The sequence below is a fragment of the Actinomadura sp. 6K520 genome (assembly GCF_004349245.1).
Taxonomy (GTDB): domain Bacteria; phylum Actinomycetota; class Actinomycetes; order Streptosporangiales; family Streptosporangiaceae; genus Spirillospora.
Map to the genome: position 1 here is coordinate 1 of NZ_SMLC01000032.1, position 22,231 is coordinate 22,231.

Annotated in this window: 24 protein-coding genes and 3 tRNA genes; 18 read left to right on the top strand and 9 right to left on the bottom strand. The window is 72.1% G+C overall.

Features of this window, described 5'->3' with window-relative positions; all coding sequences use genetic code 11:
• Nucleotides 1-26: 26 nt before the first annotated feature.
• The 7 genes from E1289_RS11325 to E1289_RS11355 all read right to left on the bottom strand — a co-directional run bounded on the left by E1289_RS11325 (nucleotide 27) and on the right by E1289_RS11355 (nucleotide 7,156).
• On the bottom strand, nucleotides 27-692 hold the full coding sequence (locus E1289_RS11325) for a class F sortase (protein ID WP_207928912.1): 666 nt from the start codon (nucleotides 690-692) through the stop codon (nucleotides 27-29).
• Between the two features lie 539 nt (nucleotides 693-1,231).
• Nucleotides 1,232-2,809, bottom strand: coding sequence for a fused response regulator/phosphatase (locus E1289_RS11330; RefSeq protein ID WP_131978684.1), 1,578 nt, complete (start codon nucleotides 2,807-2,809; stop codon nucleotides 1,232-1,234).
• Nucleotides 2,806-4,488 carry an ATP-binding protein gene (locus E1289_RS11335; RefSeq protein ID WP_131978687.1) on the bottom strand — a complete coding sequence of 561 codons (1,683 nt, stop codon included), beginning with the start codon at nucleotides 4,486-4,488 and terminating at the stop codon, nucleotides 2,806-2,808. The genes E1289_RS11330 and E1289_RS11335 overlap by 4 nt, the downstream gene beginning before the upstream one ends.
• A 4-nt stretch (nucleotides 4,489-4,492) precedes the next feature.
• Nucleotides 4,493-5,557 (bottom strand): SpoIIE family protein phosphatase, encoded by a 1,065-nt coding sequence (locus E1289_RS11340; RefSeq protein ID WP_131978690.1) that lies wholly within the window; start codon nucleotides 5,555-5,557, stop codon nucleotides 4,493-4,495.
• Complete coding sequence (locus E1289_RS11345) at nucleotides 5,545-5,955, bottom strand: anti-sigma regulatory factor (protein WP_279487325.1); 411 nt, start codon at nucleotides 5,953-5,955, stop codon at nucleotides 5,545-5,547. The genes E1289_RS11340 and E1289_RS11345 overlap by 13 nt, the downstream gene beginning before the upstream one ends.
• Entirely contained in the window at nucleotides 5,952-6,314 is a 363-nt protein-coding gene (locus tag E1289_RS11350) for an STAS domain-containing protein (RefSeq protein WP_207928913.1), read from the bottom strand. The genes E1289_RS11345 and E1289_RS11350 overlap by 4 nt, the downstream gene beginning before the upstream one ends.
• The gene (locus E1289_RS11355) at nucleotides 6,314-7,156 is read right to left on the bottom strand and encodes an STAS domain-containing protein (RefSeq protein WP_243712754.1); all 843 of its coding nucleotides are present in this window, start codon (nucleotides 7,154-7,156) and stop codon (nucleotides 6,314-6,316) included. Before E1289_RS11355 ends, E1289_RS11350 begins: the two co-directional genes overlap by 1 nt.
• 354 nt (nucleotides 7,157-7,510) lie before the next feature.
• Here E1289_RS11355 and E1289_RS11360 point away from each other — a divergent pair, with 354 nt between their 5' ends.
• From E1289_RS11360 to E1289_RS38920, 11 genes are all read left to right on the top strand, one after another.
• Entirely contained in the window at nucleotides 7,511-8,248 is a 738-nt protein-coding gene (locus tag E1289_RS11360) for a protein phosphatase 2C domain-containing protein (RefSeq protein ID WP_207928914.1), read from the top strand.
• A gap of 107 nt (nucleotides 8,249-8,355) precedes the next feature.
• Nucleotides 8,356-9,483 (top strand): acyl-CoA dehydrogenase family protein, encoded by a 1,128-nt coding sequence (locus tag E1289_RS11365; protein ID WP_131978699.1) that lies wholly within the window; start codon nucleotides 8,356-8,358, stop codon nucleotides 9,481-9,483.
• A gap of 147 nt (nucleotides 9,484-9,630) precedes the next feature.
• Nucleotides 9,631-9,703 (top strand) — tRNA-Thr (locus E1289_RS11370).
• A gap of 287 nt (nucleotides 9,704-9,990) precedes the next feature.
• A tRNA-Met gene (locus tag E1289_RS11375) sits at nucleotides 9,991-10,064 on the top strand.
• A gap of 117 nt (nucleotides 10,065-10,181) precedes the next feature.
• Nucleotides 10,182-10,346 carry a 50S ribosomal protein L33 gene (rpmG, locus tag E1289_RS11380; RefSeq protein ID WP_026404241.1) on the top strand — a complete coding sequence of 55 codons (165 nt, stop codon included), beginning with the start codon at nucleotides 10,182-10,184 and terminating at the stop codon, nucleotides 10,344-10,346.
• Between the two features lie 295 nt (nucleotides 10,347-10,641).
• The gene (locus E1289_RS11385) at nucleotides 10,642-11,079 is read left to right on the top strand and encodes a MaoC family dehydratase N-terminal domain-containing protein (RefSeq protein WP_131978702.1); all 438 of its coding nucleotides are present in this window, start codon (nucleotides 10,642-10,644) and stop codon (nucleotides 11,077-11,079) included.
• Nucleotides 11,079-11,504 carry a MaoC family dehydratase gene (locus tag E1289_RS11390; RefSeq protein ID WP_131978705.1) on the top strand — a complete coding sequence of 142 codons (426 nt, stop codon included), beginning with the start codon at nucleotides 11,079-11,081 and terminating at the stop codon, nucleotides 11,502-11,504. The genes E1289_RS11385 and E1289_RS11390 overlap by 1 nt, the downstream gene beginning before the upstream one ends.
• Nucleotides 11,505-11,644: 140 nt before the next feature.
• Nucleotides 11,645-12,712 carry a UDP-N-acetylmuramate dehydrogenase gene (locus E1289_RS11395; protein WP_131978832.1) on the top strand — a complete coding sequence of 356 codons (1,068 nt, stop codon included), beginning with the start codon at nucleotides 11,645-11,647 and terminating at the stop codon, nucleotides 12,710-12,712.
• Between the two features lie 226 nt (nucleotides 12,713-12,938).
• A complete protein-coding gene (locus E1289_RS11400; protein ID WP_131978708.1) occupies nucleotides 12,939-13,520 on the top strand; it encodes a TMEM165/GDT1 family protein in 582 nt (193 codons plus the stop codon).
• A gap of 113 nt (nucleotides 13,521-13,633) precedes the next feature.
• On the top strand, nucleotides 13,634-14,341 hold the full coding sequence (locus E1289_RS11405; RefSeq protein WP_207928916.1) for a GntR family transcriptional regulator: 708 nt from the start codon (nucleotides 13,634-13,636) through the stop codon (nucleotides 14,339-14,341).
• Nucleotides 14,342-14,350: 9 nt separating this feature from the next.
• A complete protein-coding gene (locus E1289_RS38920; protein WP_207928917.1) occupies nucleotides 14,351-14,944 on the top strand; it encodes a TetR/AcrR family transcriptional regulator in 594 nt (197 codons plus the stop codon).
• A 25-nt stretch (nucleotides 14,945-14,969) separates the two neighbouring features.
• Here the strand turns inward: E1289_RS38920 and E1289_RS11415 are convergent, their stop codons facing one another.
• Complete coding sequence (locus E1289_RS11415; protein WP_279487326.1) at nucleotides 14,970-16,019, bottom strand: adenosine deaminase; 1,050 nt, start codon at nucleotides 16,017-16,019, stop codon at nucleotides 14,970-14,972.
• 249 nt (nucleotides 16,020-16,268) lie between these two features.
• Between E1289_RS11415 and E1289_RS11420 the strand changes: the two genes are divergently transcribed.
• The 3 genes from E1289_RS11420 to E1289_RS11430 all read left to right on the top strand — a co-directional run bounded on the left by E1289_RS11420 (nucleotide 16,269) and on the right by E1289_RS11430 (nucleotide 18,579).
• Complete coding sequence (locus tag E1289_RS11420; protein WP_131978714.1) at nucleotides 16,269-17,189, top strand: hypothetical protein; 921 nt, start codon at nucleotides 16,269-16,271, stop codon at nucleotides 17,187-17,189.
• A gap of 121 nt (nucleotides 17,190-17,310) precedes the next feature.
• Entirely contained in the window at nucleotides 17,311-17,820 is a 510-nt protein-coding gene (locus E1289_RS11425; protein WP_131978717.1) for a SigE family RNA polymerase sigma factor, read from the top strand.
• Nucleotides 17,821-17,823: 3 nt separating this feature from the next.
• Nucleotides 17,824-18,579 (top strand): hypothetical protein, encoded by a 756-nt coding sequence (locus E1289_RS11430; protein WP_131978720.1) that lies wholly within the window; start codon nucleotides 17,824-17,826, stop codon nucleotides 18,577-18,579.
• Between the two features lie 57 nt (nucleotides 18,580-18,636).
• Here E1289_RS11430 and E1289_RS11435 read toward each other — a convergent pair whose 3' ends face one another.
• Nucleotides 18,637-19,848, bottom strand: coding sequence for a pyridoxal phosphate-dependent aminotransferase (locus E1289_RS11435; RefSeq protein WP_131978723.1), 1,212 nt, complete (start codon nucleotides 19,846-19,848; stop codon nucleotides 18,637-18,639).
• A gap of 280 nt (nucleotides 19,849-20,128) precedes the next feature.
• On the opposite strand from E1289_RS11435, the gene E1289_RS11440 reads away from it, so the two are divergent.
• The 4 genes from E1289_RS11440 (at nucleotide 20,129) to rplK (ending at nucleotide 22,169) form a co-directional block, all read left to right on the top strand.
• Nucleotides 20,129-20,201: transfer RNA gene (locus E1289_RS11440), tRNA-Trp, on the top strand.
• A gap of 122 nt (nucleotides 20,202-20,323) precedes the next feature.
• On the top strand, nucleotides 20,324-20,584 hold the full coding sequence (gene secE / locus E1289_RS11445) for a preprotein translocase subunit SecE (protein ID WP_131978726.1): 261 nt from the start codon (nucleotides 20,324-20,326) through the stop codon (nucleotides 20,582-20,584).
• A gap of 85 nt (nucleotides 20,585-20,669) precedes the next feature.
• On the top strand, nucleotides 20,670-21,524 hold the full coding sequence (gene nusG / locus E1289_RS11450) for a transcription termination/antitermination protein NusG (RefSeq protein WP_131978729.1): 855 nt from the start codon (nucleotides 20,670-20,672) through the stop codon (nucleotides 21,522-21,524).
• Nucleotides 21,525-21,737: 213 nt separating this feature from the next.
• Complete coding sequence (rplK, locus tag E1289_RS11455; protein ID WP_131978732.1) at nucleotides 21,738-22,169, top strand: 50S ribosomal protein L11; 432 nt, start codon at nucleotides 21,738-21,740, stop codon at nucleotides 22,167-22,169.
• Nucleotides 22,170-22,231 lie beyond the last annotated feature (62 nt).

Genomic DNA, 22,231 nt, shown 5'->3' on the forward strand with positions numbered 1-22,231 from the left:
ACGCGGGGTCGTAGGGCGCGTGCATGTCAGCGGGTTCCCGCGCCGGCGGATCCGACCAGGTGTCCGAACGCGATGACGTTGTCGGTGTAGTGGCCGCTGCCGCGGTCGAAGCGCCCGCCGCAGGTGATCAGGCGGATCGCCGCGTGGCCGGGGTCCCCGTAAACCCGGCGGGTGGGGAACAGGTCCTTGTCGAAGCGCTCGACCGAGTCGATCCGGAAGAGTGCCGTGCGGCCGTCGGCGCGGAGCACGCCGACCCGGTCGCCCTGACGCAGTTCGCCGAGCCGGTGGAAGACCGCCGGTCCGTCCGCGGTGTCCACATGGCCGATGATCACCGCGGCGCCACGGCTGCCGGGCGCGGGCCCCAGCCGGTACCAGCCGGGCTCCTGCGCGCGGCTCAGCGGGGGCGTCTCGACGGTCTGGTCCCGGTTCTTGGCCAGGGACATCAGCGGTGCCCGGACACCGATACGGGCCACGTCCAGCCGCAGCGGTGCCGAACGCGGCAGTGCGGGCGCCGCGGAGGGCCCGGCGACGTCCGCCGCCTGCGGCGCGCCTGGGGCGGGGGGCGTCGGCGGATCCGCGGTGGCGGGGTGCCGCTGGAACGCCTGTGAGCCGAGGAGAGCCGCCGCGGCCAGGCCCGCGAGCCCGACGGCGGCGGCCGCCAGGACGCGCGGACGCGGGTCGTGACGCTTCACGGGGGCAGGGCTCCTTCGGGAGTGCGCCGGGGGATACGCCACGAGCGCGGCGCCAGGGGGACGATAGTCGCCCAGAGTGAGATTATTGCGGAGATGTGGATAAAGTCGCAGGTGGGAGGGATGTCGTGAAATGCGGTGTCGTTACCCTCGGTGGTCCTCTCGCTGGTGGCCTCAGTCGCACCAGCGGATGGACCATGCCCGTCTGCGGGACGCCCTTTCATGGCCTTGACCTGCGAAAACAATGCTGTTCTGCCGGGCGGCGCCGGGAGGTCCGGGGCCCTCGGGGCCGGCGTGGATACAAAGATCGCTGACCGGAAGTGGCCGCTAGAGGGGCCGAAAATGATCAGTGGAGGGTTCTCGCCCGCGCCCGGCGACCGTACTGATCAGCGGACTCATGCAGCGGGACGCCCGCGGTCGCCGCCGCGAAATGGTCCAGTAATGTGCGCCCGCCCCTGTCCGAAACCTGGGGCCATGGGTCCGGTTCCGGGCTGGACGGTCGGGAGCGCGATCGTGGAGGCCGAGGCCGCCCGGGAGGTCGTTCAGGGGGTGCGGCGGAGGGCCACCAGGGCCACGTCGTCTTCGCGGTGGCCGAATTCGGCTATCAGGCGGTCGCTGAATCGTTCCAGGTCGTCGTCGACCGGGGTGGCTATGGTGCGCAGGCGTTCCAGGTTGGTGCTCAGGGAGATGCCCCGGTCTTCGATCAGGCCGTCGGTGATGAGGACCACGGTGCCGCCCGGGGGGACCTCGGTCTCCTCGATCGCCACGCGGTCGGCGGGGAAGCCCAGGAGGACGCCGCCGCCCGTGCCGTAGCGGGCCTCGCCGCCGGTGAGGTACAGCGGGGGGAGGTGGCCCGCGTTGGCCACCTGCAGGGCGCCGGTGCGGACGTTGAGGGTCATCAGGCACATCGTGACGGTCTGGTCGTCGTGGTAGCGCAGCATGACGCCGTTCAGGAGTTTCAGGATGGTGACGGCGTCGTGGCCCTCCTCGGCGAAGGCGCGCAGGGCGTGGCGGATCTCGGCCATGACCGTCGCGGCGTGCAGGGAGTGGCCCTGGACGTCGCCGATGGCGACGAGCACGTGCTCGCCGCGGTCGATGACCTCGTAGAAGTCGCCGCCCACCTCCGCCTGGTCGCTTGCCGGTTCGTAGCGGACGGAGAACGTCCAGCCCGGGACGGACGGGTGCTCCGAGGGGAGCAGGCTGCGCTGCAGGGTCAGGGAGATCAGGTGCTGCTCGGTGAAGGAGCGCATGGCCTCCATCGCCAGGGCCAGGGCCTGCCCGAGCTGGCGGAGGATGTTGAGGTCGACCTCGTCGGGCTCGCCGCGGGCCTCGATGCCGATGCAGATCGGGGGGCGGCCGCGTTTCGAGCGGGACATCACGACGGCGACGTCGCCGTGGGCGACCGCGTCGGGCAGCACCGACTTCCACTGGTGTGCGGAGACGATGGCGACTTCGGTGTCGGGCGCGTCGCCGAGTTCCATCAGGCCGGTCAGCTGGTCGAACACGCCGGGCGGGCTCGTGCGCTGCTCGGGTGTGCCGTCCAGGGTGACCGCCCGCCGGGGGCGGCCGTCCGGGGCCAGGACGAGCACCGAGGCGGGCTCGGCGAAGATGTCGTAGGCGCCGCGGGCGGCGACCGTGGTCAGCTCCTCGAAGTTCTCCGCGGCGTTGATCGCGAGGGAGGTGCGGGTGAACGCGGTGAGCTGGCCGGCCACCCGCTCGGCCCGGACCCGGGCGCGGTAGTAGCGCATGACGGCCTCGACGGTCGCGATGAACTCGTCGGGGTCGATGGGGTCGGTCAGGTAGGCGTCGGCGCCGCGCTGGAGCCCGTGGGTGCGGTCGGTGACGTCCACCGCCCACGCGGAGATGTGGATGACGGGCATGGACGCGGTCTCCGGGTCCGCCTTGATCCGCGCGCTGACCTCGACGCCGCTCATGTCGGGCAGCTTGACGTCCAGGACGACGAGGTTCACGTCGTGTTCGGCGAGCCGATGGAAGGTCTCCGCCCCGTTCGTCGCGTACACCACGGTGTGGCCCGCGCGCTGCAGCCAGCTCCCGATGATGTACCGCTTGGTGTTGTCGTCGTCGACGACCAGCGCGGTGCAGTGCTCCACGTCCGTCATCGGTCCCCTCGCGTTCGCCGTTCCCTGATCTGCCGCATGGTCTCCGCCAGCATGACCGGATCGATGTGGTCCCTGCTCAGCGTGGCGTCGGCCCTGGGCGGTGGCGGGCCCGACGCCGTCGCCTCGGTGACCGCCACCACCATCGCGTCGGGCGGCAGGGCGGTGACGTCCTCGCCGGAGCCGAGCAGGACGAGGTCGGGTGCGGCGGACGCGGCGAGGTCCAGCGCGGTGGCGGCGTCCGGGGCCTCGCTCACCCGGTCGGCCACGTCCTCGACCAGGCCGCGGAGGGTGCGGCGCGTCGTCTCCTCGCCGACGATGAGTACGTGCCGAAGGCCGAGGTCGGCGAGCGGCCGGTGGGTGGGCAGCCGCACCGTCACGGTCGTCCCCGCACCGAGGGTGCTTTCCAGGGAGAGGTCGCCGCCGAGGAGCATCGTGAGCCGCTGGGCGTAGGGCAGGCCCAGGCCCGTGCCACCCGCGCTCACGCCGGGGACCTGGTAGAACTCCTCGAAGACCCGTTCGCGGTCGGCGGGCGGGATGCCCCTGCCGGTGTCGGCCACGATGAAGGTCACCTGGTCCGGCGCGGCCCGGACGGTCAGCCGCACCTCTCCCGTGTCGGTGAACTTCAGCGCGTTGCCGAGCAGGTTGCGCAGCACGCGCGTCAGCATCACCTCGTCGGTCAGCAGGACGGGCGGAGCATCGGCGGCGTCCACGGTGAGCGTCAGGCCCTGGCGCTTGGCGATGGGCGCCAGCAGCGCGGTCAGCTGGCCCAGCAGGGAGTGCGTGTCGACCAGGCCGGGACGGGGTTCCAGCCGGCCCTGCTCTGCCTTCGCCATGTCCAGCAGCTCGTCCACCATCCCGAGCAGTGCCGCCCCGGTGTCGATGACCAGGGACACCTGCCGCTGCTGCTCCTCGCCGAGGGGACCGTTCCGGGGGTCGAGCAGCAGGCGGGCGAGGCCGAGGATGCCGTTGATGGGAGTGCGGAGCTCGTGGCTGATGCTGGCCCAGAACCGGTTCTTCGTCTCGACGGCCTCGCGGAGCTGGTCGGTCTTCTCGTCCAGTTCCGCGTACAGGGCCACGACACCCTGGTTGGTCTTCTCCAACTCCTCGGAGAGCTCGGTGTAGAGCGCCATCACGCCCCGGTTGGTCTGCTCCAGTTCGGCGTTGAGCTCCTGGAGTTCCTCGCGCCTGCGCTGGGACTCCTCCAGTGCCTCGATCAGCTCGACGTTCTGCGTGCGCAGCTCCTCCAGCGCGGAGACCGGGTGCATCCGCCGCAGCCGGACGCGCAGCTCGTCGAGCCCGTCGTCGGTGACGCGGGCGCCCGGCGGCAGGTTCTTGCGGGTCCGGACGACGCCGACCTCCCCCGTGACGTCCTCCTCGACCTTGTCCATCAGGCGTGCGGCGGCCGCGACGCCCTCACCGGGGCACGCCACGTCCGGCCGGGGGGTGAAGACGAGCTCGATCATCAGGCCGGGGTCGTGGTCCCGGTCGAGCTGGAAGGCGACCGAGACCCGGCCGTAGCAGGAGTACAGCTCCCGGCCGAGTTCGCTGAGGGCGGTGGCGACGCGGACCTGGTCGTGGTGGGGGCAGTGCAGGGCGGCGGCGACGTGCCTGCCGGCCTGCCGGACGGCGAACACGTCCTCCTCGGCGGTGAGGAGCAGCCGCACGAGCTCGTCCGCCATGCGGTCACCCCCTTCCTGGCGACGTCACCGCGAGCACCGAACGGTCGTCGTGTCTGGAACCGGCGTCCCGCAGCAGGCTCGCCGCGATCAGCAGGGGCTCGCGGCCGAACAGCCCGGGCCGGGCGGCGGGATCCCACCGTTCGGTCAGGCCGTCGGAGTGCAGCACGACCGCCGCCCCGGGCGGCAGATCGTAGACCTGCTCCCGGACGCGGGCATGCGACCCGGCGATTCCCGGAACCGAGATCATCCCGGTGCGGCGGTCCGGATGGACGATCCACCCCGAGATGTTCCCGACTCCGGCATAACGTACCCGCCCCCGCTCCGGGACGATCAGCGCGACGGCGACGGCGCCGCCCCGGGTGGGGCGCAGCCGCCGGTGGATCCGTTCGAGGATCTCGGCGGGGCGCGCCGGCAGCCGGGTCTCCCGCATCACCTGGACGGCCTCCTGCGCCGCGCGTGCCGCGAGCGGGCCGTGCCCGAGACCGTCGCAGAGCATCGCGTACACCGACCCGTCGGAGGTGGCCAGCGCGGCGTAGGCGTCGCCGCATTCCGCCTCGCCGGTTATCGGGCGGGTCACCCCGGCGAACGGCGGGTCGGACCGGGACGCCGCGGGCGCGGCGCCGTCCGCCGGCTGCCGGAACCGGGCGTAGAGCGTGGTGCCGACCCGGGGGAGCGAGTGGAGGCCGCTGCGGTCGGCGAGCCGCTCGATCGAGCCCAGCCCGAGGCCCAGCGTCCCGCTGGTGGAGTAGCCGCCGAGGCGGGAGCGGGGCACGTCGGCGATGCCGGGGCCGTGGTCCACGCAGACGATCTCCAGCGCCGCGGCGGTCCCGTCCCGGACGACGCGCACCAGCATCTCGCCCCGCGACGCGTGCTTGGCGAGGTTGGTGGCGGCCTCGGTGGCCGCGAGCTGGACCTGGCCGAGCCGTTCCCCGGCGAAGCCGAGCCGTTCGGCGAACACGGTGATGCCGCGCCGCACCCCGGCGGCGGCGCTGATCTCCTCGACGGTGAACCAGCGCGACTCGTCCGCGGTCGGGCTGGCCGTCCAGTCGGCGACCGTCACCGGGTCCACTTGGCCACCGTCACCGTGGTGCCCTCGCCGGGCACGCTGTCGAGCGAGAACTCGTCCACGAGACGGCGGGTGCCGGACAGGCCGAGCCCGAGCCCGTTCCCGCTGGACCATCCCTCGACCAGGGCCTGCTCGGTGTCGGGGATGCCGGGGCCCTGGTCGGTGAAGACGATGCGGAGACCGGGCTTGCCGCGGTCGCTGACGGCCTGGGCGATGCCCACCGAACCGCCCCCGCCGTGGACGAGCGTGTTGCGCGCCAGCTCGCTGGCCGCGGTGACGATCTTGGTCTGGTCGACGAGGGAGAAGCCGGCCGAGGCCGCCACGGTCCGCACGACCTGCCGCACGCGCACGACGTCGTCATTACTGGCGATGGGCATCTCGCCGGTGGGCTCGGTGGTCACCGGTCACCCAGCGACGACTCGAGGAGCCGCATCCCCTGCTCCAGATCCAGCGCGGTGCGGACGCCGTCCAGGGACAGCCCGAGCTCCACCAGCGTGATCGCCACGGCGGGACGCATGCCGACGACGACGGTCTCGGCGTCCATCAGCCGCGCCATGGCGGCGATGGTGGCGAACATCCGGCCGATGAACGAGTCCACGATGTCGACCGCGGAGATGTCGATGATCACACCCCGCGCCCCGGTCCTGACGATCGCGTCGGCCAGGTCCTCCTGGAGCGCGATGACGGTCTGGTCCTGGAGGTCGGTCTGGATGGACACCAGCAGGAACCGGCCGATCTTGAGGATCGGTATCTGCTGCATCACGAGTCCTTTTCGCCGAGGACCCGCAGGCCGCTGCCGCGCAGCGCGTGGGCCAGCGCGTCGGCGAGGCTGGACTTGGTGACGATGTCGCCGAACTCGATGCCGAGCGCGGCGATGGTGTGCGCGATCTGGGGGCGGATGCCGGAGATGACGCATTCGGCGCCCATCAGCCGGGCCGCCATGACCGTCTTCAGCAGGTGCTGCGCGACCTCGGTGTCGACCGCGGGCACTCCCGTGATGTCGATCACGGCGTACCGGGAGCCGGTGTCGGCGAGCATCTGGAGCATCGTCTCCATCACCACCTGGGTGCGGGCAGAGTCCAGCGTGCCGACCAGCGGGACGCCGAGGATGCCGTCCCACAGCTTCACCACGGGCGTGGACAGCTCCAGCAGCTGCTCGGCCTGGTCGGCGATGACCTGCTCGCGCGCGTTGGCGTACGTCTCGAAGGTCGCCAGCCCGAGTTCGTCGATGTAGGCGGAGAACTCGATGAAGTCGGCGTAGACCCCGTCGTCGCCGGCTTCCAGCTCCTCGTGGACGGCCCGCTTGAGCGCGAACACGCCGATGGCGGTCTCGGTCGGGCTGAAGCCCTGCCGGGCGCGGCTGCGGGAGATGTCGGCGAGCGCCGCGCGCAGTTCCCCCGCGGTGGTGCCGCCGGGGTCGGTGAGCGCGCCCTCGACCAGGTCGTACAGCTCGGTCAGTTCCGAGCGCACCTCGGCCTCGGTGATGCGGCCGCGCGTCCCCTCGGTGACCAGCTCGACCCACCGGCCCAGGACCGCGTCGCGCCGCGAGCGCAGGAGGCGCGACATATGGGGCTCGGCTGTCCCGCTCGGCTCACCGCTCATTGTTTCTCCCATCTACAGATGTCCGCCGGGAAGGTGTCGCATGGCGTGTTTACCCGAGACTTTCCCGCAATGCGGTTATTTGTCGTGGTGCAACGTTAACCGGCAGCGCTCGCCGAGACGCCTCCCCCACCCGCATCCGGCGGAGCGATCGCGGCGGGTGCACCGCCTCCATGCCGGGTGACCTGGACTTCCTTCCCCGGACCACCTGTGTCGGGCCTCTCAACAGACTATGCGGGTCCCGCCCGTGCTGTTACCGTCCGGTACGAGGGGCGCGGCCGGACCCGCGGGGGCCCGATGTTCGGGTTTTGGTCTACCGGTGACCGGCGGGGCGGCCCAGGGGGTAGACCTGCGTCCGTGCAGGTGAGTTATGCGAGCGAGGCGACTCCGGGGCGGCCGAACGAGGACTTCGTGGCGGCGGGCCCCGGGTGGGTCGCGCTGCTGGACGGGGCGACGGCACCGCCGGGCGTGGACAGCGGGTGCCGGCACGACCCGGCGTGGCTGGTGCGCAGGCTCGGCGGGCGGATCGCGGCGCTGCTGGCGCCGGAGGACGGCCGGCCGCTGCCCGACCTGGTCGCGGAGGCGATCAAGGTGACGGGGGAGGGGCACGCGGGGACCTGCGACCTGCAGAACCCGGACAGCCCCTCGGCTACGGTGTCGCTGCTGCGCCGGCGCGGCCCGGCGGTGGAGTGGTACGTCCTCGCCGACTCGCCGATCGTGGTGGACGACGGCGAGGTGCGCGTCTTCCGGGACGACCGCGTCGACCATCTGCCGAGCTACACGCTGGAGTCCGTGCGGAGCCTGCGGAACAGCCCCGGCGGGTTCTGGGTGGCGAGCACGAGACCGGAGGCCGCGTACGAGGGGCTGACCGGTGAGGTGCCGGTGGCGGGGCTGCGGCGGGCGGCGGTGCTGAGCGACGGGGCGTCCAGGCTCGTGGAGCGGTTCGGGCGGATGGGCTGGGGCGACCTGCTCCGGCTGCTGGACGAGGAGGGGCCGCGGGAGCTGATCCGGCGGACCAGGGAGGCCGAGGGGTCCGCGACCGGCCCGCGCGGGAAGCGGTACGACGACGCCACCGCGGTCCTCGTCCGGTTCTGACGCCGCCGGTTCTGCCGCCGCCGGTTCCGACCTCGCCGGTTCCGGCGCCGGAATCGGCGGCGGCGAAGACGGGCGCCATCCTGGAATCTGATTCTAGAATGGGTGCCATGGAGTCTCAGGATTTCGCCGACGTGCTCAAGGCCGTCCGCAGCTTCGTCCGCGACCAGGTGATCCCCCGCGAGGAGGAGATCGAGGAGACCGACGCGATCCCGGAGCCGCTGCGGCAGACGTCCCGGGACATGGGCCTGTTCGGGTACGCGCTGCCCGAGCAGTACGGCGGTCTCGGGCTCACGGTGAGCGAGGAGGTGCGGCTGGTCTTCGAGATCGGCTACGCCAGCCCCGCGTTCCGCTCGATGTTCGGCACCAGCAACGGCATCGCCGGGCAGGTCCTCGTCAACGCCGGGACGGACGAGCAGCGGGACACCTGGCTGCCGAAACTCGCGTCCGGGGAGGTCGTCGGGGCGTTCGCGCTCACCGAGGCCGAAGCCGGCTCCGACCCCAGCACCCTCACCACGACCGCGGCCCGCGACGGCGGCGACTACGTCATCGACGGCGCGAAGCGCTTCATCACCAACGCGCCCGAGGCCGACGTCTTCATGGTCTTCGCCAGGACGGGCGGCACCGGCTCCCGGGGCATCTCGACGTTCCTCGTCGAGAAGGGCGCGGACGGCCTGACGATCGGACCGCCCGACGAGAAGATGGGCCAGCGCGGCGCCCACACCGCCGAGGTCTTCTTCGACGGCGTCCGCGTCCCCGCCCGCAACATGGTCGGGACGGAGGGAACCGGTTTCCGCACCGCCATGGCATCCCTCGCCCACGGCCGGATCAGCATCTCCGCCGTCTGCGTGGGTCTCGCCCAGAGAATCCTGGACGAGACGGTCGCGTACGCCAAGGAACGCAGCCAGGGCGGTAAGACGATCGGCGAGTACCAGCTCGTGCAAGGGCTCATCGCCGACTCCCAGGCCGAGCTGTACGCGGGACGCTCGATGGTCCTGGAGGCGGCCAGGGCCTACGACGCGGGTGAGGACACCAAGCTCGGGCCGTCCTGCACCAAGTACTTCTGCTCGGAGATGGTCGGCCGCGTCGCCGACCGCGCCGTGCAGGTGTTCGGCGGCATGGGCTACATGCGCGGCGTGAGCGTCGAGCGCTTCTACCGGGACGCCAGGCTGTTCCGCATCTACGAGGGGACGAGCCAGATCCAGCAGCTCGTCATCGCCCGCAGTCTGCTGCGCTGACCAGCGAGGACGCCGTCCGCCCGGACCCGTGCGCCGCGCACCGGGCGGACGCCCTCGCCGGCCTCTACGGGCGGGGCTACGGGCGGGGGTAACGAGTTCGCGCGCGGTCCCGTCTCCGTGTATGGTTTCACTGCGCGAACGACGCAGGCCCCTTTAGCTCAGTCGGCAGAGCGTCTCCATGGTAAGGAGAAGGTCTACGGTTCGATTCCGTAAAGGGGCTCACCAGTTCAGAACCACCAGCTCAGAGGCCGTCCCGGTGCAGGGGCGGCCTTCGGCGTATCCGGGCCGGGTGTCCCGCGGATACCTGATTCGCTCCGTACAGGGGGCTGTGGTAGCGTCCCACCGGTTCCGGCAGGACGTTTCGCAGGTCATCGGCGCGCCCGGTATCCTGGAGGCGGTCCGGCGGAGCCCGCGGAACCGATGCCCCGATCATGATCCGGGTTTTCGCGTTTCCGGGGCGCGGTGCGCATCCGGTATCCTTGCATTCCGGTCCACACCGACCATCACGGCGGGGTAGCTCAGTCAGGCAGAGCAAGCGGCTCATAATCGCTGTGTCGCCGGTTCAAGTCCGGCCCTCGCTACTACCCATGTCTCTCATCCCCGGTCCCGGGGGTGAGCAGGCTGGGTGCGATCACCGGCCGCCCGCACGGGCGGCCGAGGTCCGAAGTCCCATTCCCCAGTAAGAAAGGCACTCCATCGTGGCTGCCACCGACGTCCGGCCGAAGATCACGCTGGCCTGCCAGGAGTGCAAGCACCGCAACTACATCACGCGGAAGAACCGGCGCAACGACCCGGACCGCCTGGAGATCAAGAAGTACTGCCCCAACTGCCGGACCCACCGTCCGCACCGGGAGACCCGCTAACCAGCGCCGTCCGGACGGGCGGAGTACCGCCCGCCGCGTTCTCGCGCGGAGCCGGGAACCATCGTCCGCACCGGGAGCCGCCGGTCGGTCGCGGCGCCGTGGCCCGGCAACGCACGGCCCGGCCGCGAAACGGTCGCTTCTTCGCATGCTTGCCCTGACGTGATCAGCCCGTCCTCGCGACACGACACCCGCGAGGGCGGGCTGAACGCCGTTCTGTTACCGTCCGACCGAGACGGAAGCAGCGCGTGCCCAGGCGGGCACCAGGCACCTGTTCGACCTGGAGGGACGGGATTGCATGGCACTCAACCGTGATTTCATCGGGCGGACCTTCCCGCCCACCGAGCCGTACGAGGTCAGCCGGGTGAAGATCCGCGAGTTCGCGGACGCGATCGGCGACCGCAACCCCGTGTACCGCGACCAGGAGGCGGCCAAGGCGGCCGGCCACCCCGACGTCATCGCACCGCCGACCTTCCCCATCGTCGTGTCCCTCGGCAACGCCGCCCTCGCCGACCCCGACCTCAACCTGAACTACGCGATGGTCGTGCACGGCGAGCAGCGCTTCGAGTACACCCGACCGGTCCGCGCCGGCGACGTCGTGACCTGCACCTCGACCGTCACCGAGATCAAGTCGATCGGCAGCAACGAGAAGATGGTCATCGAGACCGACATCAAGACCGTCGAGGGCGAGCTGATCTGCAAGACCTACAACACGATCGTGGAGCGGGGGGCCTGATGACCGCGAAGGTGAACTACGCCGACGTCGAGGTCGGCACCGAGATCCCCGCGCAGACGTACGCCGTCGACCGCGCCAACCTCGTCATGTACGCGGGCGCGTCCGGCGACTTCAACCCCATCCACTGGCGCGAGTCCACCGCCAAGGCCGTGGGCCTGCCCGACGTCATCGCGCACGGCATGTACACGATGGCGCAGGGCGGCCGGTTCGTCACCGACTGGGCCGGCGACCCGGGTGCCGTCGTCGACTACGGGGTACGGTTCTCCTCACCGGTCGTCGTCCCCGACGAGGGCGGCGCGACCCTGGAGATCAGCGGCCAGGTGGAGGAGAAGCTCGACGACAACAAGGTCGTCGTGGCGCTCACCGCCAAGTCGAACGACCAGAAGGTCCTCACGCGCGCGAAGGCGGTCGTCAGGCTCGCCTGAACCGCACCGTGGCGACGCACCGGCCGGGACGCCCGGCCGGTGCCGGGCGGCCGCCGGACGCGGCCGCGCGGAAACGGCCCGCGGACGGCGCGGACGGGACGCGGCGGGTGACCGGGCACGTACGGGAGGGGAACACGAACGTGGCGGTGTTCGCTGAAGAGGTGAACCTGGCCGGATACACCACGCTGCGGCTCGGCGGCCCCGCCCGCCGCTTCGTCGAGGCGACGACCGAGGCGGAACTCGTGTCCGCGATCCGCAAGGCCGACGACACGGGCGAACCCGTGCTCGTGCTCGGCGGCGGCAGCAACGTGGTGGTGTCCGACGACGGGTTCCCCGGCACCGTCGTCCACGTCGGCACGCGCGGCACCGAACGCGTCGCCGCCGAAGGCGACACCGTCCACGTCCGGGTCCAGGCCGGCGAGGACTGGGACCCGTTCGTCGCGCGCTGCGTCGCCGACGGGCTCGCCGGAGTCGAGTGCCTGTCCGGCATCCCCGGCCGCGTCGGCGCGACCCCGATCCAGAACGTCGGCGCCTACGGCCAGGACGTCAGCGAGACGATCGTCGAGGTCCGCGCCTACGACCGGGAGGCCCGCACCGTCGTCGCCCTCGACCGCGACGCCTGCCGGTTCACCTACCGGCACAGCGCCTTCAAAGGCCACGACCGGTTCGTCGTCCTGGACGTGACGTACGCGCTCCACGAGGCCGAAGAGTCGCGGCCCATCGCCTACACCGAACTCGCGAAGCAGCTCGGCGTCCGGCCCGGGGACAGGGTGACGCTGAAGGAGGCGCGCGACGCCGTCCTCGAACTGCGGCGCGGCAAGGGCATGGTCCTGGACCCGGCCGACCCCGACAGCCGCAGCGCCGGGTCGTTCTTCACCAACCCGATCCTGGAACCCGGCCAGCTCGCCGAACTGGAGCGCCGCGTGGCCGACCGCCTCGGCCCGGACGCGACGTTCCCGCGCTACCCGGAGACCGGCGGACGGGTCAAGACGTCCGCCGCCTGGCTGATCGACCGCGCCGGCTTCGGCAGGGGCCACACCGTCGGCCCGGCGCGCATCTCCACCAAGCACACCCTCGCCCTGACCAACCCGGGCGGCGCCAGCACCGCCGACCTCCTGGCGCTCGCCCGCGAGGTGCGGCGCGGCGTCCGCGAGGCGTTCGGCGTCGAGCTGGTCAACGAGCCGGTCCTGGTCGGTGTGACCCTCTGACCCGCGGGTTGGTAGGCTCGCGGGCGTCGAGGGGGAGTAGTCCCAATCGCGTGGTCGACACACTGGCGCCGCCGACGGCGCCCGGTCACGCGGGCCTCCGAACGCACGGGCCGCGTCCAGACGGGCCCGCGAGGCGGACGAGACCCTCGGCCCGGCAGTCATGCCGGGCCGAGGTCGCGCGCCCGAACCCCCGCCCTCGCCCGGCATCCGAGCGAGAGGGAACCCGGTGTCCGCCTTCCTCATCAGCCTGGTCGTGATCTTCGTCGCCGAGCTGGGCGACAAGAGCCAGCTCATGGCGATGACCTTCGCCACCCGCTTCCGCGCGCTGCACGTGCTCATCGGCATCACCGCCGCGACCGCGGTCGTCCACCTGGCGAGCGTCGCCGTCGGCGCGGCGCTCGGCGCCGCGCTCCCGACCGGCCCGATCTCCGTCCTCGCCGGCCTGGCGTTCCTCGGCTTCGCGCTGTGGACGCTCCGCGGCGACGAACTCGACGACGACGAACGCGACCGGGCACGGCGCGCCACCGGCTCGGCGATCCTGGCGGTCGGCGGAGCGTTCTTCCTGGCCGAGCTGGGCGACAAGACCATGCTCGCCACCATCACCCTCGCCGCCGACCACGGCGGCCTCGTGGCACTGACCGGCGTGTGGGCCGGGTCGACGCTCGGCATGGTCGCCGCGGACGCGCTGGCTATCGTGGTCGGCCAGATCCTCGGCAGGAGGCTCCCCGAACGGGTCATCAAGTACGGCGCCGCCGCCGGCTTCGCGGCGTTCGGCGTCCTGCTGCTCGCCGAAGGGATCAGGGCCTGAACCGCATCCCGGCCCGCCCGGCGGCTGAAACGGCCGCCGAGCGGGAACCATGGAGGCAGGGCCCTTGAGGACCGCGGGGCCGGCCGCGGCGGGGCCCGGACGGGAGTACGACCGTGGCCCTACCCGCACCCGCCCCCCGGCAGGCGCTCGGCATGCGCCTCCAGCTGAGCGACGAGGCCGCCGCCCGCATCCGCGAGCTGATCATGGAGGGCCGGGTCCGGCCCGGCGAGCACCTGCGGCTGGAACGGCTCGCCATGGAGTTCGGCATCAGCGTCACCCCGGTCAGGGAGGCGCTGAAGTCGCTGCGCAGCGAGGGTTTCGTCGTCCTGGAGCCGAGACGCGGGTTCGTCGTCGCGCCGCTGTCGAAACGGGACGTCCAGGACCTGTTCTGGGTGCAGGCGGGCATCGCCGCCGAGCTGGCCGCCCGCGCCACCCCGCGGATCGGCCCGAAGAACCTGCGCGACCTGGAGACGCTCCACCGCGAACTGGAACATGCCTTCGCCGCCGGGAGACCCGACCTGATGGAGGAGCACAACCACCACTTCCACCGCGAGATCAACCTGGCCGCCGACTCCGCGAAGCTGGCCTGGTCGCTCGGGACGGCCGCCCGGTACGTCCCGCGCGGGCTGTACGGGAGGCTTCCCGGCTGGCCGGACCTCGCCAAGCGAGACCACGAGCACATCCTCGCCGCGCTGCGGAACGGACACGCCGCCGCGGCGGCCGAACGGATGCGCGACCACGTCGTACGGGCCGGTGAACTGCTGGTGACCCACCTCGAACACCGCGGCATGTGGCCCCCGGACGGCGAGGCCCGACATTAACGTGGTTCCATGAGCCCGCGGATGAGCCTGGGCGCGCGCCGGGAGCTGGCGGTCCGGGCGGCGATGGCCGAGTTCGCCTACGGCGGCTACGACGGCACGTCCACGTGGACGATCGCGGAGCGCGTCGGCGTCTCCCAGCCCTACCTGTTCCGGCTCTTCCCGACCAAGCACGCCCTCTTCCTCGCCGCCGCCGAACGCTGCTTCGACGAGATCGAGGACGTCCTGCGGCGGGCCGCCGGCGGCCGGCACGGCGAGGACGCGGTCGCCGCGATGGCGGAGGCGTACGGACGGCTCCCGCTGGACGACCCCGACCTGCTCCGGATGCAGCTCAAGGTGCACGCGGTCGCCGTCCGGGACGAGGAGTTCGGCAGGCTCGGCCACATCCGCTGGGCCCGGCTGTGGCGGGTGGTGGGCGACCTCTCCGGCGCGGACCCGGCCGAGATCGCCCGGTTCCTGGCGGCCGGCCTGCTGGTGAACGTCGCCGCCGCGTTCGACGTCCCGCACGGCACCGGCCAGGACCTCGCCCGCTCGACGGCGGACTGGGCGGAACGCCTCCGCGGCGTCGAAACGCTCGCGGACCACCCCGGGGAACGGGGCCGCTGACCCCGTGCGCCCCCGGCCGGCGGGTTCAGCCCGCCAGCCAGGCGTCGACGCCCGCGAGCAGCCGCCCCCGCACGTCGTCGGGCGCCGCCGAGGCCCTGATCGACTGCCGCGCCAGGTCGGCCAGCTCGGCGTCGGAGAAGCCGTGGTCGGCGCGGGCGAGCTCGTACTGGACGGCCAGCCGCGAACCGAACAGCAGCGGGTCGTCCGCGCCCAGCGCGATGGACGCGCCCGCCTCGTACAGCCGCCGCACCGGCACGTCCGACGCCGTCGCCGCCACCCCGAGCCCCACGTTCGACGCAGGGCACACCTCCAGCGTCACACCGCGCTCGATGATCCGCGCCAGCAGCCGCGGCTCCTCCACGGCGCGCACGCCGTGCCCGATCCGGTCGGCGTCCAGCATCTCCAGGCACTCCCGGATGCTCGCCGCGCCGAGCAGCTCACCGCCGTGCGGGGTGGACAGCAGCCCGCCGCGCTTGGCGATCCGGAACGCGCCCTCGAAGTCGTAGGCCCGGCCCCGCCGCTCGTCGTTGGACAGCCCGAACCCGACGACGCCCCTGCCGGCGTACTGGACGGCCAGCCGGGCGAGCGTCTTGGCGTCCAGCGGGTGCCGGGTCCGGTTCGCGGCGATGACCACGCCGATGCCGACACCGGTGGCCGCGGACGCGTCCCGCGCCCCGTCCAGCACCAGCTCCACCGTCGGGGTCAGCCCGCCGAACTTCGCCGCGTACCCGCTCGGATCGACCTGGATCTCCAGCCAGCCCGACCCCTCCGCCGCCTCGTCCTCGGCCGTCTCCCGCAGCAGGCGGCGCATGTCGTCCGGTGTCTGGAGCACCGAGCGGGCGATGTCGTAGAGCCGCTGGAACCGGAACCATCCGCGTTCGTCCGTCGCCTGCAGCTTGGGCGGCCAGTCCTCCACGAGGGCGTCGGGCAGATGCACGCCGTGCACGTGGGCGAGCTCGACGAGCGTCGAATGCCGCATCGACCCGGTGAAGTGCAGGTGCAGGTGAGCCTTGGGGAGCAGTGCCACGTCATGACGGGCGGAACCCAGAACCTCCTGGGCGGGACGAGCTGACACGGTAGGGGCCTCCATGTGCCAATGCTGCCGGGTGATCGGCGCCGTTGAACCCCCTTCCGGAAGGATCACACCACCGGACTACCTCGCATGACACGCGACGGCCATCCCTGCACATGGGCATCCAAAAAAACTTTGGAATCGCGTGCAACCCCGCCCGGACACCGTGCGTATACGAGGGGCGCCAGAGAGAGACGGCACCCCCCACGCGGAAAGCACGGGGCAGAGAGCACGGGCAGGAAGGGATACACGATGATCACGCTGAAGGCCGCCCTGATCGCGGCGTCCACCATCGGGACCGTCGCCGTGGGCGGCGGCGCGACGTGGGCGATGGCCGGCTCCCACCAGGAGGCGGACCTCCGCCCGCAGGGCGCCAAGGCTCCCGCGGTGGAGCGCGAGCTCGGGGACGCCGTGCCGAGCACCGCACCGACCTGCCTGCCGGCCAAGCCCGCGCTGCCCAGCGCCAAGCTCCCGGAGACCGGCGTGGAGAAGGGCGCGGAGAAGCAGGTCCAGAAGCACCTGGAGCAGAACCCGGCCACCAGGGAGCTGCCGAAGGTGGACGTGCCCGAGACGGACCTCCCGGGCGCCCGGCTCCCCGACGCCCAGCTCCCGGACGCCAAGGTGCCGGACGCCCGGGGCAAGGTCCCCGCCGACCTGCCGACCTGTGCGCCGTCCGTGAAGCAGCCGACGAAGGAGGCGCCGGTGACCAGGCCGTCCGCCCGCGTCCCCGCCAAGCCGGGCCTGCCCGCGGTCCCCCGGCTCGACTGCACCAAGCTGGCGCCCGCGGTCGAGGTCGGCGGCACGGTCGAGCGGAAGGTCCTGCTGGCCAAGGGCCTGCGGCACGTCTCGACCGTCCCCGGCTCCGCCGACCTCCGGAAGAAGAACATCTGCGCCGTCACGCAGAAGTGGGCGGACAAGACCGGCCGGTGGATCACCGTCGAAACCCTGAGGACGCCCGCCGGCATGACGCAGAATCAGCTGCGGCAGGCGCTGAAGCTGCCCGGGGGCGGCACCCCCGTGACCGTGCCCGGCGGCACGGCCGGCTCGATCCTCCCGGACCGCGGCGGCGTGCTGCTGTTCGACGCGGACGGCCGGTCGCTGCTCGTCAGCGGCAGCCCCGTCCTCGCGGGCGGCCTCAAGGACGTCACCACCGCGCTGGCCCAGGCCCGGTAGACGGACCGGACCAGGCCGCGGCAGCACGCAGCGGTACCAGTAGCCGGGTGGGCGGCTCGGCGCGGAGCCGCCCACCCCCGACAGAAGACCGGCCGGATTCGCCAGCCCGGGACGGAGCACAGTGGGGCGTCGAGACGACCAGACGTTCGTGGAGTTCGTGGCCGCACGCGGCGATGCCCTGCTGCGCACCGCGGCGCTGATGTGCGGGGCACGGCAGGACGCCGAGGACGTCCTGCAGACCGCGCTGGAGAAGGCGTACCGGCACTGGGGACGGATCGAGCCCGGCAGCGACCCCGAGCCCTACGTCCGCAAGATCCTGGTCAATCTCGTGATCAGCCGCTCCCGGCGCTGGAAGGTACTGAAGGAGATCCACATGGCGCGGCTTCCGGAACGGCCGGCGGCCTCGCCCGAACACGCCGTCGAGCTGAGAGGGACGCTCATGGACGAGCTGCGCAGGCTCGGCCCGCGGCAGCGGGCGGTGCTGGTCCTGCGGTTCTGGGAGGACCTGTCGGAGGCGGAGACGGCGCAGGCGCTCGGCTGTTCGGTCGGAACGGTCAAGAGCCAGGCGTCCCGGGGGCTCGCCAGGCTCCGGGAGCGCCTCGACACGAACCTGGCGCCACTGGGGAGATGAGCGATGGACCTGGAGAGTGAACTGCGGCAGGCCATGGCCGAGCGGGTGGCCGGGACGACCGCGCCGGCGTCGCTCGTCGCGGACGTCAGGCGCCGCCACCGGCGCCGCAAGGCCCGTATCCACGCCGCCGCCGGCGCCGCCGCGGTCACGGTCGCGGCGCTCGCCCTGGTGCCCACCTACCAGTCGTTCCGGGCCACACCCGCCGGGAACCCCGGGACCGCACGCCCCGCGGAGGGCGGTCCTACGATCGAGCAGCCGGAGCGACCGCCCGCGCCGGGCCCCTCCGTGTCCTCGTCAACCAAGGGGGAGGCCGGGGCGGGCGCCTCACCCCGGCCGAAGGCCCAGCCGCCGGCGGGCGGGTCCGCGGGGGACCCGCGCAAGCCCGGCCCGGGGGGAGTGGTGGACGGCCTGCCGGGCTGGATCACCTACGTCCCGGACGGCCTCGCCGCCGCGGGCCCGTGCGCGGTGACGGGCGGCGCCGAGCGCGAGACGACGACGTGCGAGTGGCGCGGGAGCACGGGGTGGCTGGAGATCGCCGTGGTGAGAGGGAGCGGGCTCACCGACCCGCGCGACCTCATGAAGTCACCCGGCCTGCCCGGCCGCACGTCCGTGCGGGGGACGCCCGCGCTCACCGCCGACCGTCCCGGCTCCGGACGCCAGATCTCCTGGCTCGCCAGACCCGGCGTCGGCGTGACCGTGTCGGGCGGCGGCCAGATCGAGACCCAGTTGATGCGCGTCGCCGAGGGCGTCCGCCCGTGACGGAACCGGCCCCGGGCACGTGAGCGCCCGGGGCCGGTTCGTCACCGCGAGGGGGTGTCAGCTCGCCTCGGACAGCAGCTTCGCGACCCGCGAGACGCCCTCGACGAGGTCGTCGTCGCCGAGCGCGTACGACAGGCGGAAGTAGCCCGGCGTGCCGAACGCCTCGCCCGGCACCAGCGCGACCTCCGCCTCCTCCAGGATCAGCGCCGCCAGCTCCACCGACGTCTCGGGGCGCTTGCCGCGGATCTCCTTGCCGAGCAGTTCCTTGACGGACGGATAGGCGTAGAACGCGCCCTCCGGCTCGGGGCACACCACGCCCGGGATCTCGTTCAGCATCCGCACGATCGTCCTGCGTCGCCGGTCGAAGGACGTGCGCATCTCCGCCACCGCCGACAGGTCGCCCGACACCGCCGCGAGGGCCGCGGCCTGCGACACGTTCGCCACGTTGGACGTCGCGTGCGACTGGAGGTTGGCCGCGGCCTTCACCACGTCCGCCGGGCCGATCAGCCAGCCCACCCGCCAGCCCGTCATCGCGTACGTCTTGGCGACGCCGTTCAGCACGACCGTCCGGTCGGCCAGCTCCGGCACCACCACGGGCATCGAGTGGAACTCGGCGTCCCCGTACACCAGGTGCTCGTAGATCTCGTCGGTGACGACCCACAGGCCGTGCTCGTCCGCCCAGCGGCCGATCGCCTCGATCTCGGCGCGGGAGTACACGGCGCCGGTCGGGTTGGACGGCGACACGAACAGCAGGATCTTCGTCCGGTCGGTGCGGGCCGCCTCCAGCTGGTCGACGCTCACCTTGTAGCCGGTGGTCTCGTCGGCGACCACGTCCACCGGCACCCCGCCCGCCAGCTTGATCGACTCGGGGTAGGTCGTCCAGTAGGGCGTCGGCACGAGCACCTCGTCGCCCGGGTCGAGCAGCGTCGCGAACGCCTCGTACACCGCCTGCTTGCCGCCGTTGGTCACCAGGACCTGGGACGACTCGACCCGGAAGCCGGAGTCCCGCCCGGTCTTCTCCGCGATGGCGGTGCGCAGCTCGGGCAGCCCGCCCGCGGGCGTGTACTTGTGGAAGCGCGGCACGGCGCAGGCGGCCACCGCGGCCTCGACGATGTAGTCGGGGGTGGGGAAGTCGGGCTCGCCCGCGCCGAACCCGATGACCGGGCGGCCCGCCGCCTTGAGCGCCTTGGCCTTGGCGTCGACGGCCAGCGTGGCGGATTCGGATATCGCGGCGATGCGCTTGGAGATGCGAGGACGGTCGATGCTCATATCCCTATCGTTACAGACGATGTCCGGTGGCCAGAGCGATATACCGGGGCGGGACCGGCGCGTCCGTTGGCACGGTCCGACGACGCGGTCCGGTGACATGGGGCGGGCGTCTCGCGCCATCCGGTTCGACGCGGGGGCCCGGGGCACGTAGACTCACCGTCCTAGTGGCGTGTCCCCGCTCTACGAGCCTGTCCGCACACGGATGTCGGCAGAGGTCGTAAGCTGGACGCGGCACGACCCGGTCCCGTGGCCGGGTGTTCTCCGTTGACCCGGGGAATGAAGGGCAGTGGCTCAATTGGTAGAGCTCCGGTCTCCAAAACCGGCGGTTGGGGGTTCGAGTCCCTCCTGCCCTGCGAGGTGCGGTGCGCGCACCCGTGCCGGCCGCGACATGGCGGCGCCGTGGCGCTTCGCGGCACGGGACCGTGCGGCAACCACATGGTGGTTGGATCACGACCTATGAGGTGAACGGCGGCAAATGGCGACTGAGACCGACGAGCGCGACGAGCCCGAGGCCAAGGGCGAGGGCAAGCGCAAGAAGGAGAAGTCCCCGCGGCGGACGACTCCGGCGCTCTTCGTGCGCCAGATCATCGCCGAGCTGCGCAAGGTCATCTGGCCGACGCGGCGGGAACTCATCACCTACACGGTCGCGGCCCTGGTCTTCGTACTGATCATGGTCGGGATCGTGTCCGGCGTCGACTACGGGCTGCAGCAGGGCGTTTACGCCGTCTTCGGCTGATCGCGCCCGGGGCCGCGGCGTACGGGACGAGCCGCCGCCGCACCACCGCAAGTCCATTCACCGCAAGCCGAGAGAAAGAGACACCGTGTCCGAGCCCTCCCAGCCCTACGACGAGGCCGTTGAAGAGGCCCAGTCCGCTGCGGCTGCTGCGGCAGACCAGGCGGCCGAGCCCGCCGAGGAGACGGCCGAGGCGGCCGTCGCCGCCGGCGAAGGCGAGCCCGCGGACACGAAGCTCGAGGGCGAGGCCCCCGAGCCGGCCGTCGCCGCGGACGCCGCTGATCTCGCCGAGGCCGTCGCGGGCGAGCAGGACGCGGACGAGGACGAGGACGAAGCGGAGGCCGGCCCCCCGGCCGACCCCTACGCCGACTTCAAGATGCAGCTCCGGCTCCAGCCGGGCGACTGGTACGTCGTGCACTCCTACGCGGGGTACGAGAACCGGGTCAAGACCAACATCGAGACCCGGACGCAGACCCTCAACATGGAGGACTACATCTTCCAGATCGAGGTCCCGCAGCACGAGGTGACCGAGATCAAGCAGGGCAAGCGGCAGAAGGTCAACGAGAAGGTCCTGCCGGGCTACATCCTGGTCCGCATGGAGCTGACCGACGAGTCCTGGGCCGCGGTCCGCAACACCCCCGGCGTCACCGGGTTCGTCGGGCTGCTGAACAAGCCGTCCCCGCTGAGCCTGGACGAGGTCGCGAGCCTGCTGGCCCCGGAGCCCGAGGAGGGCACCGTCAAGACCAAGGAGCAGGCGAAGGCCCCCGCCACCGTCGACTACGAGGTCGGCGAGTCGGTCACCGTCATGGACGGCCCGTTCGCCACCCTCCCCGCCACGGTCAACGAGATCAACGCCGAGCAGCAGAAGCTCAAGGTCCTGGTCTCGATCTTCGGCAGGGAAACGCCCGTCGAGCTTTCCTTCAACCAGGTCTCCAAGATCTGACCGACCTGCTCCGACCAGCGCGTACCCTGGACGGGTTCCCGCGAGAGCGGGCTCGGCCCGGACAGGTCGACAAGGTTTCCGTCCCGCAGATGTGCCTCCCGCGCATGGGGGACGGGATCGCAGCGGTTCCTACACGGTGGATGCGTCCCAGCCGCCGTGTTGCCCGGATGACCGGGAGTCGGAACCACCAATAAATGGGACAAAGGGGTACATATGCCTCCGAAGAAGAAGAAGGTTGCCGCACTCGTCAAGGTGCAGCTGCAGGCCGGGGCCGCGACTCCGGCGCCGCCCGTCGGTACCGCGCTCGGTCCGCACGGCGTCAACATCATGGACTTCTGCAAGCAGTACAACGCTGCCACGGAGTCCCAGCGCGGCAACGTCGTCCCCGTAGAGATCACCATCTACGAGGACCGGTCGTTCACCTTCGTCACCAAGACCCCGCCGGCCGCGCAGCTCATCCTGAAGGCCGCGGGCGTCGACAAGGGCAGCGGCGAGCCGCACAAGACCAAGGTCGGCTCGATCACCGCCGACCAGGTCCGCGAGATCGCCACGACCAAGATGCCCGACCTCAACGCCAAGAGCCTGGAGACCGCCGAGAAGATCGTCGCGGGCACCGCCAGGTCGATGGGCATCGAGGTCAAGTGACCTGACGCCGGCTCCCTCCGCCGGTGGGCGGCGGGACGGCAGTGGCAGGGCCAGGCGCTGGC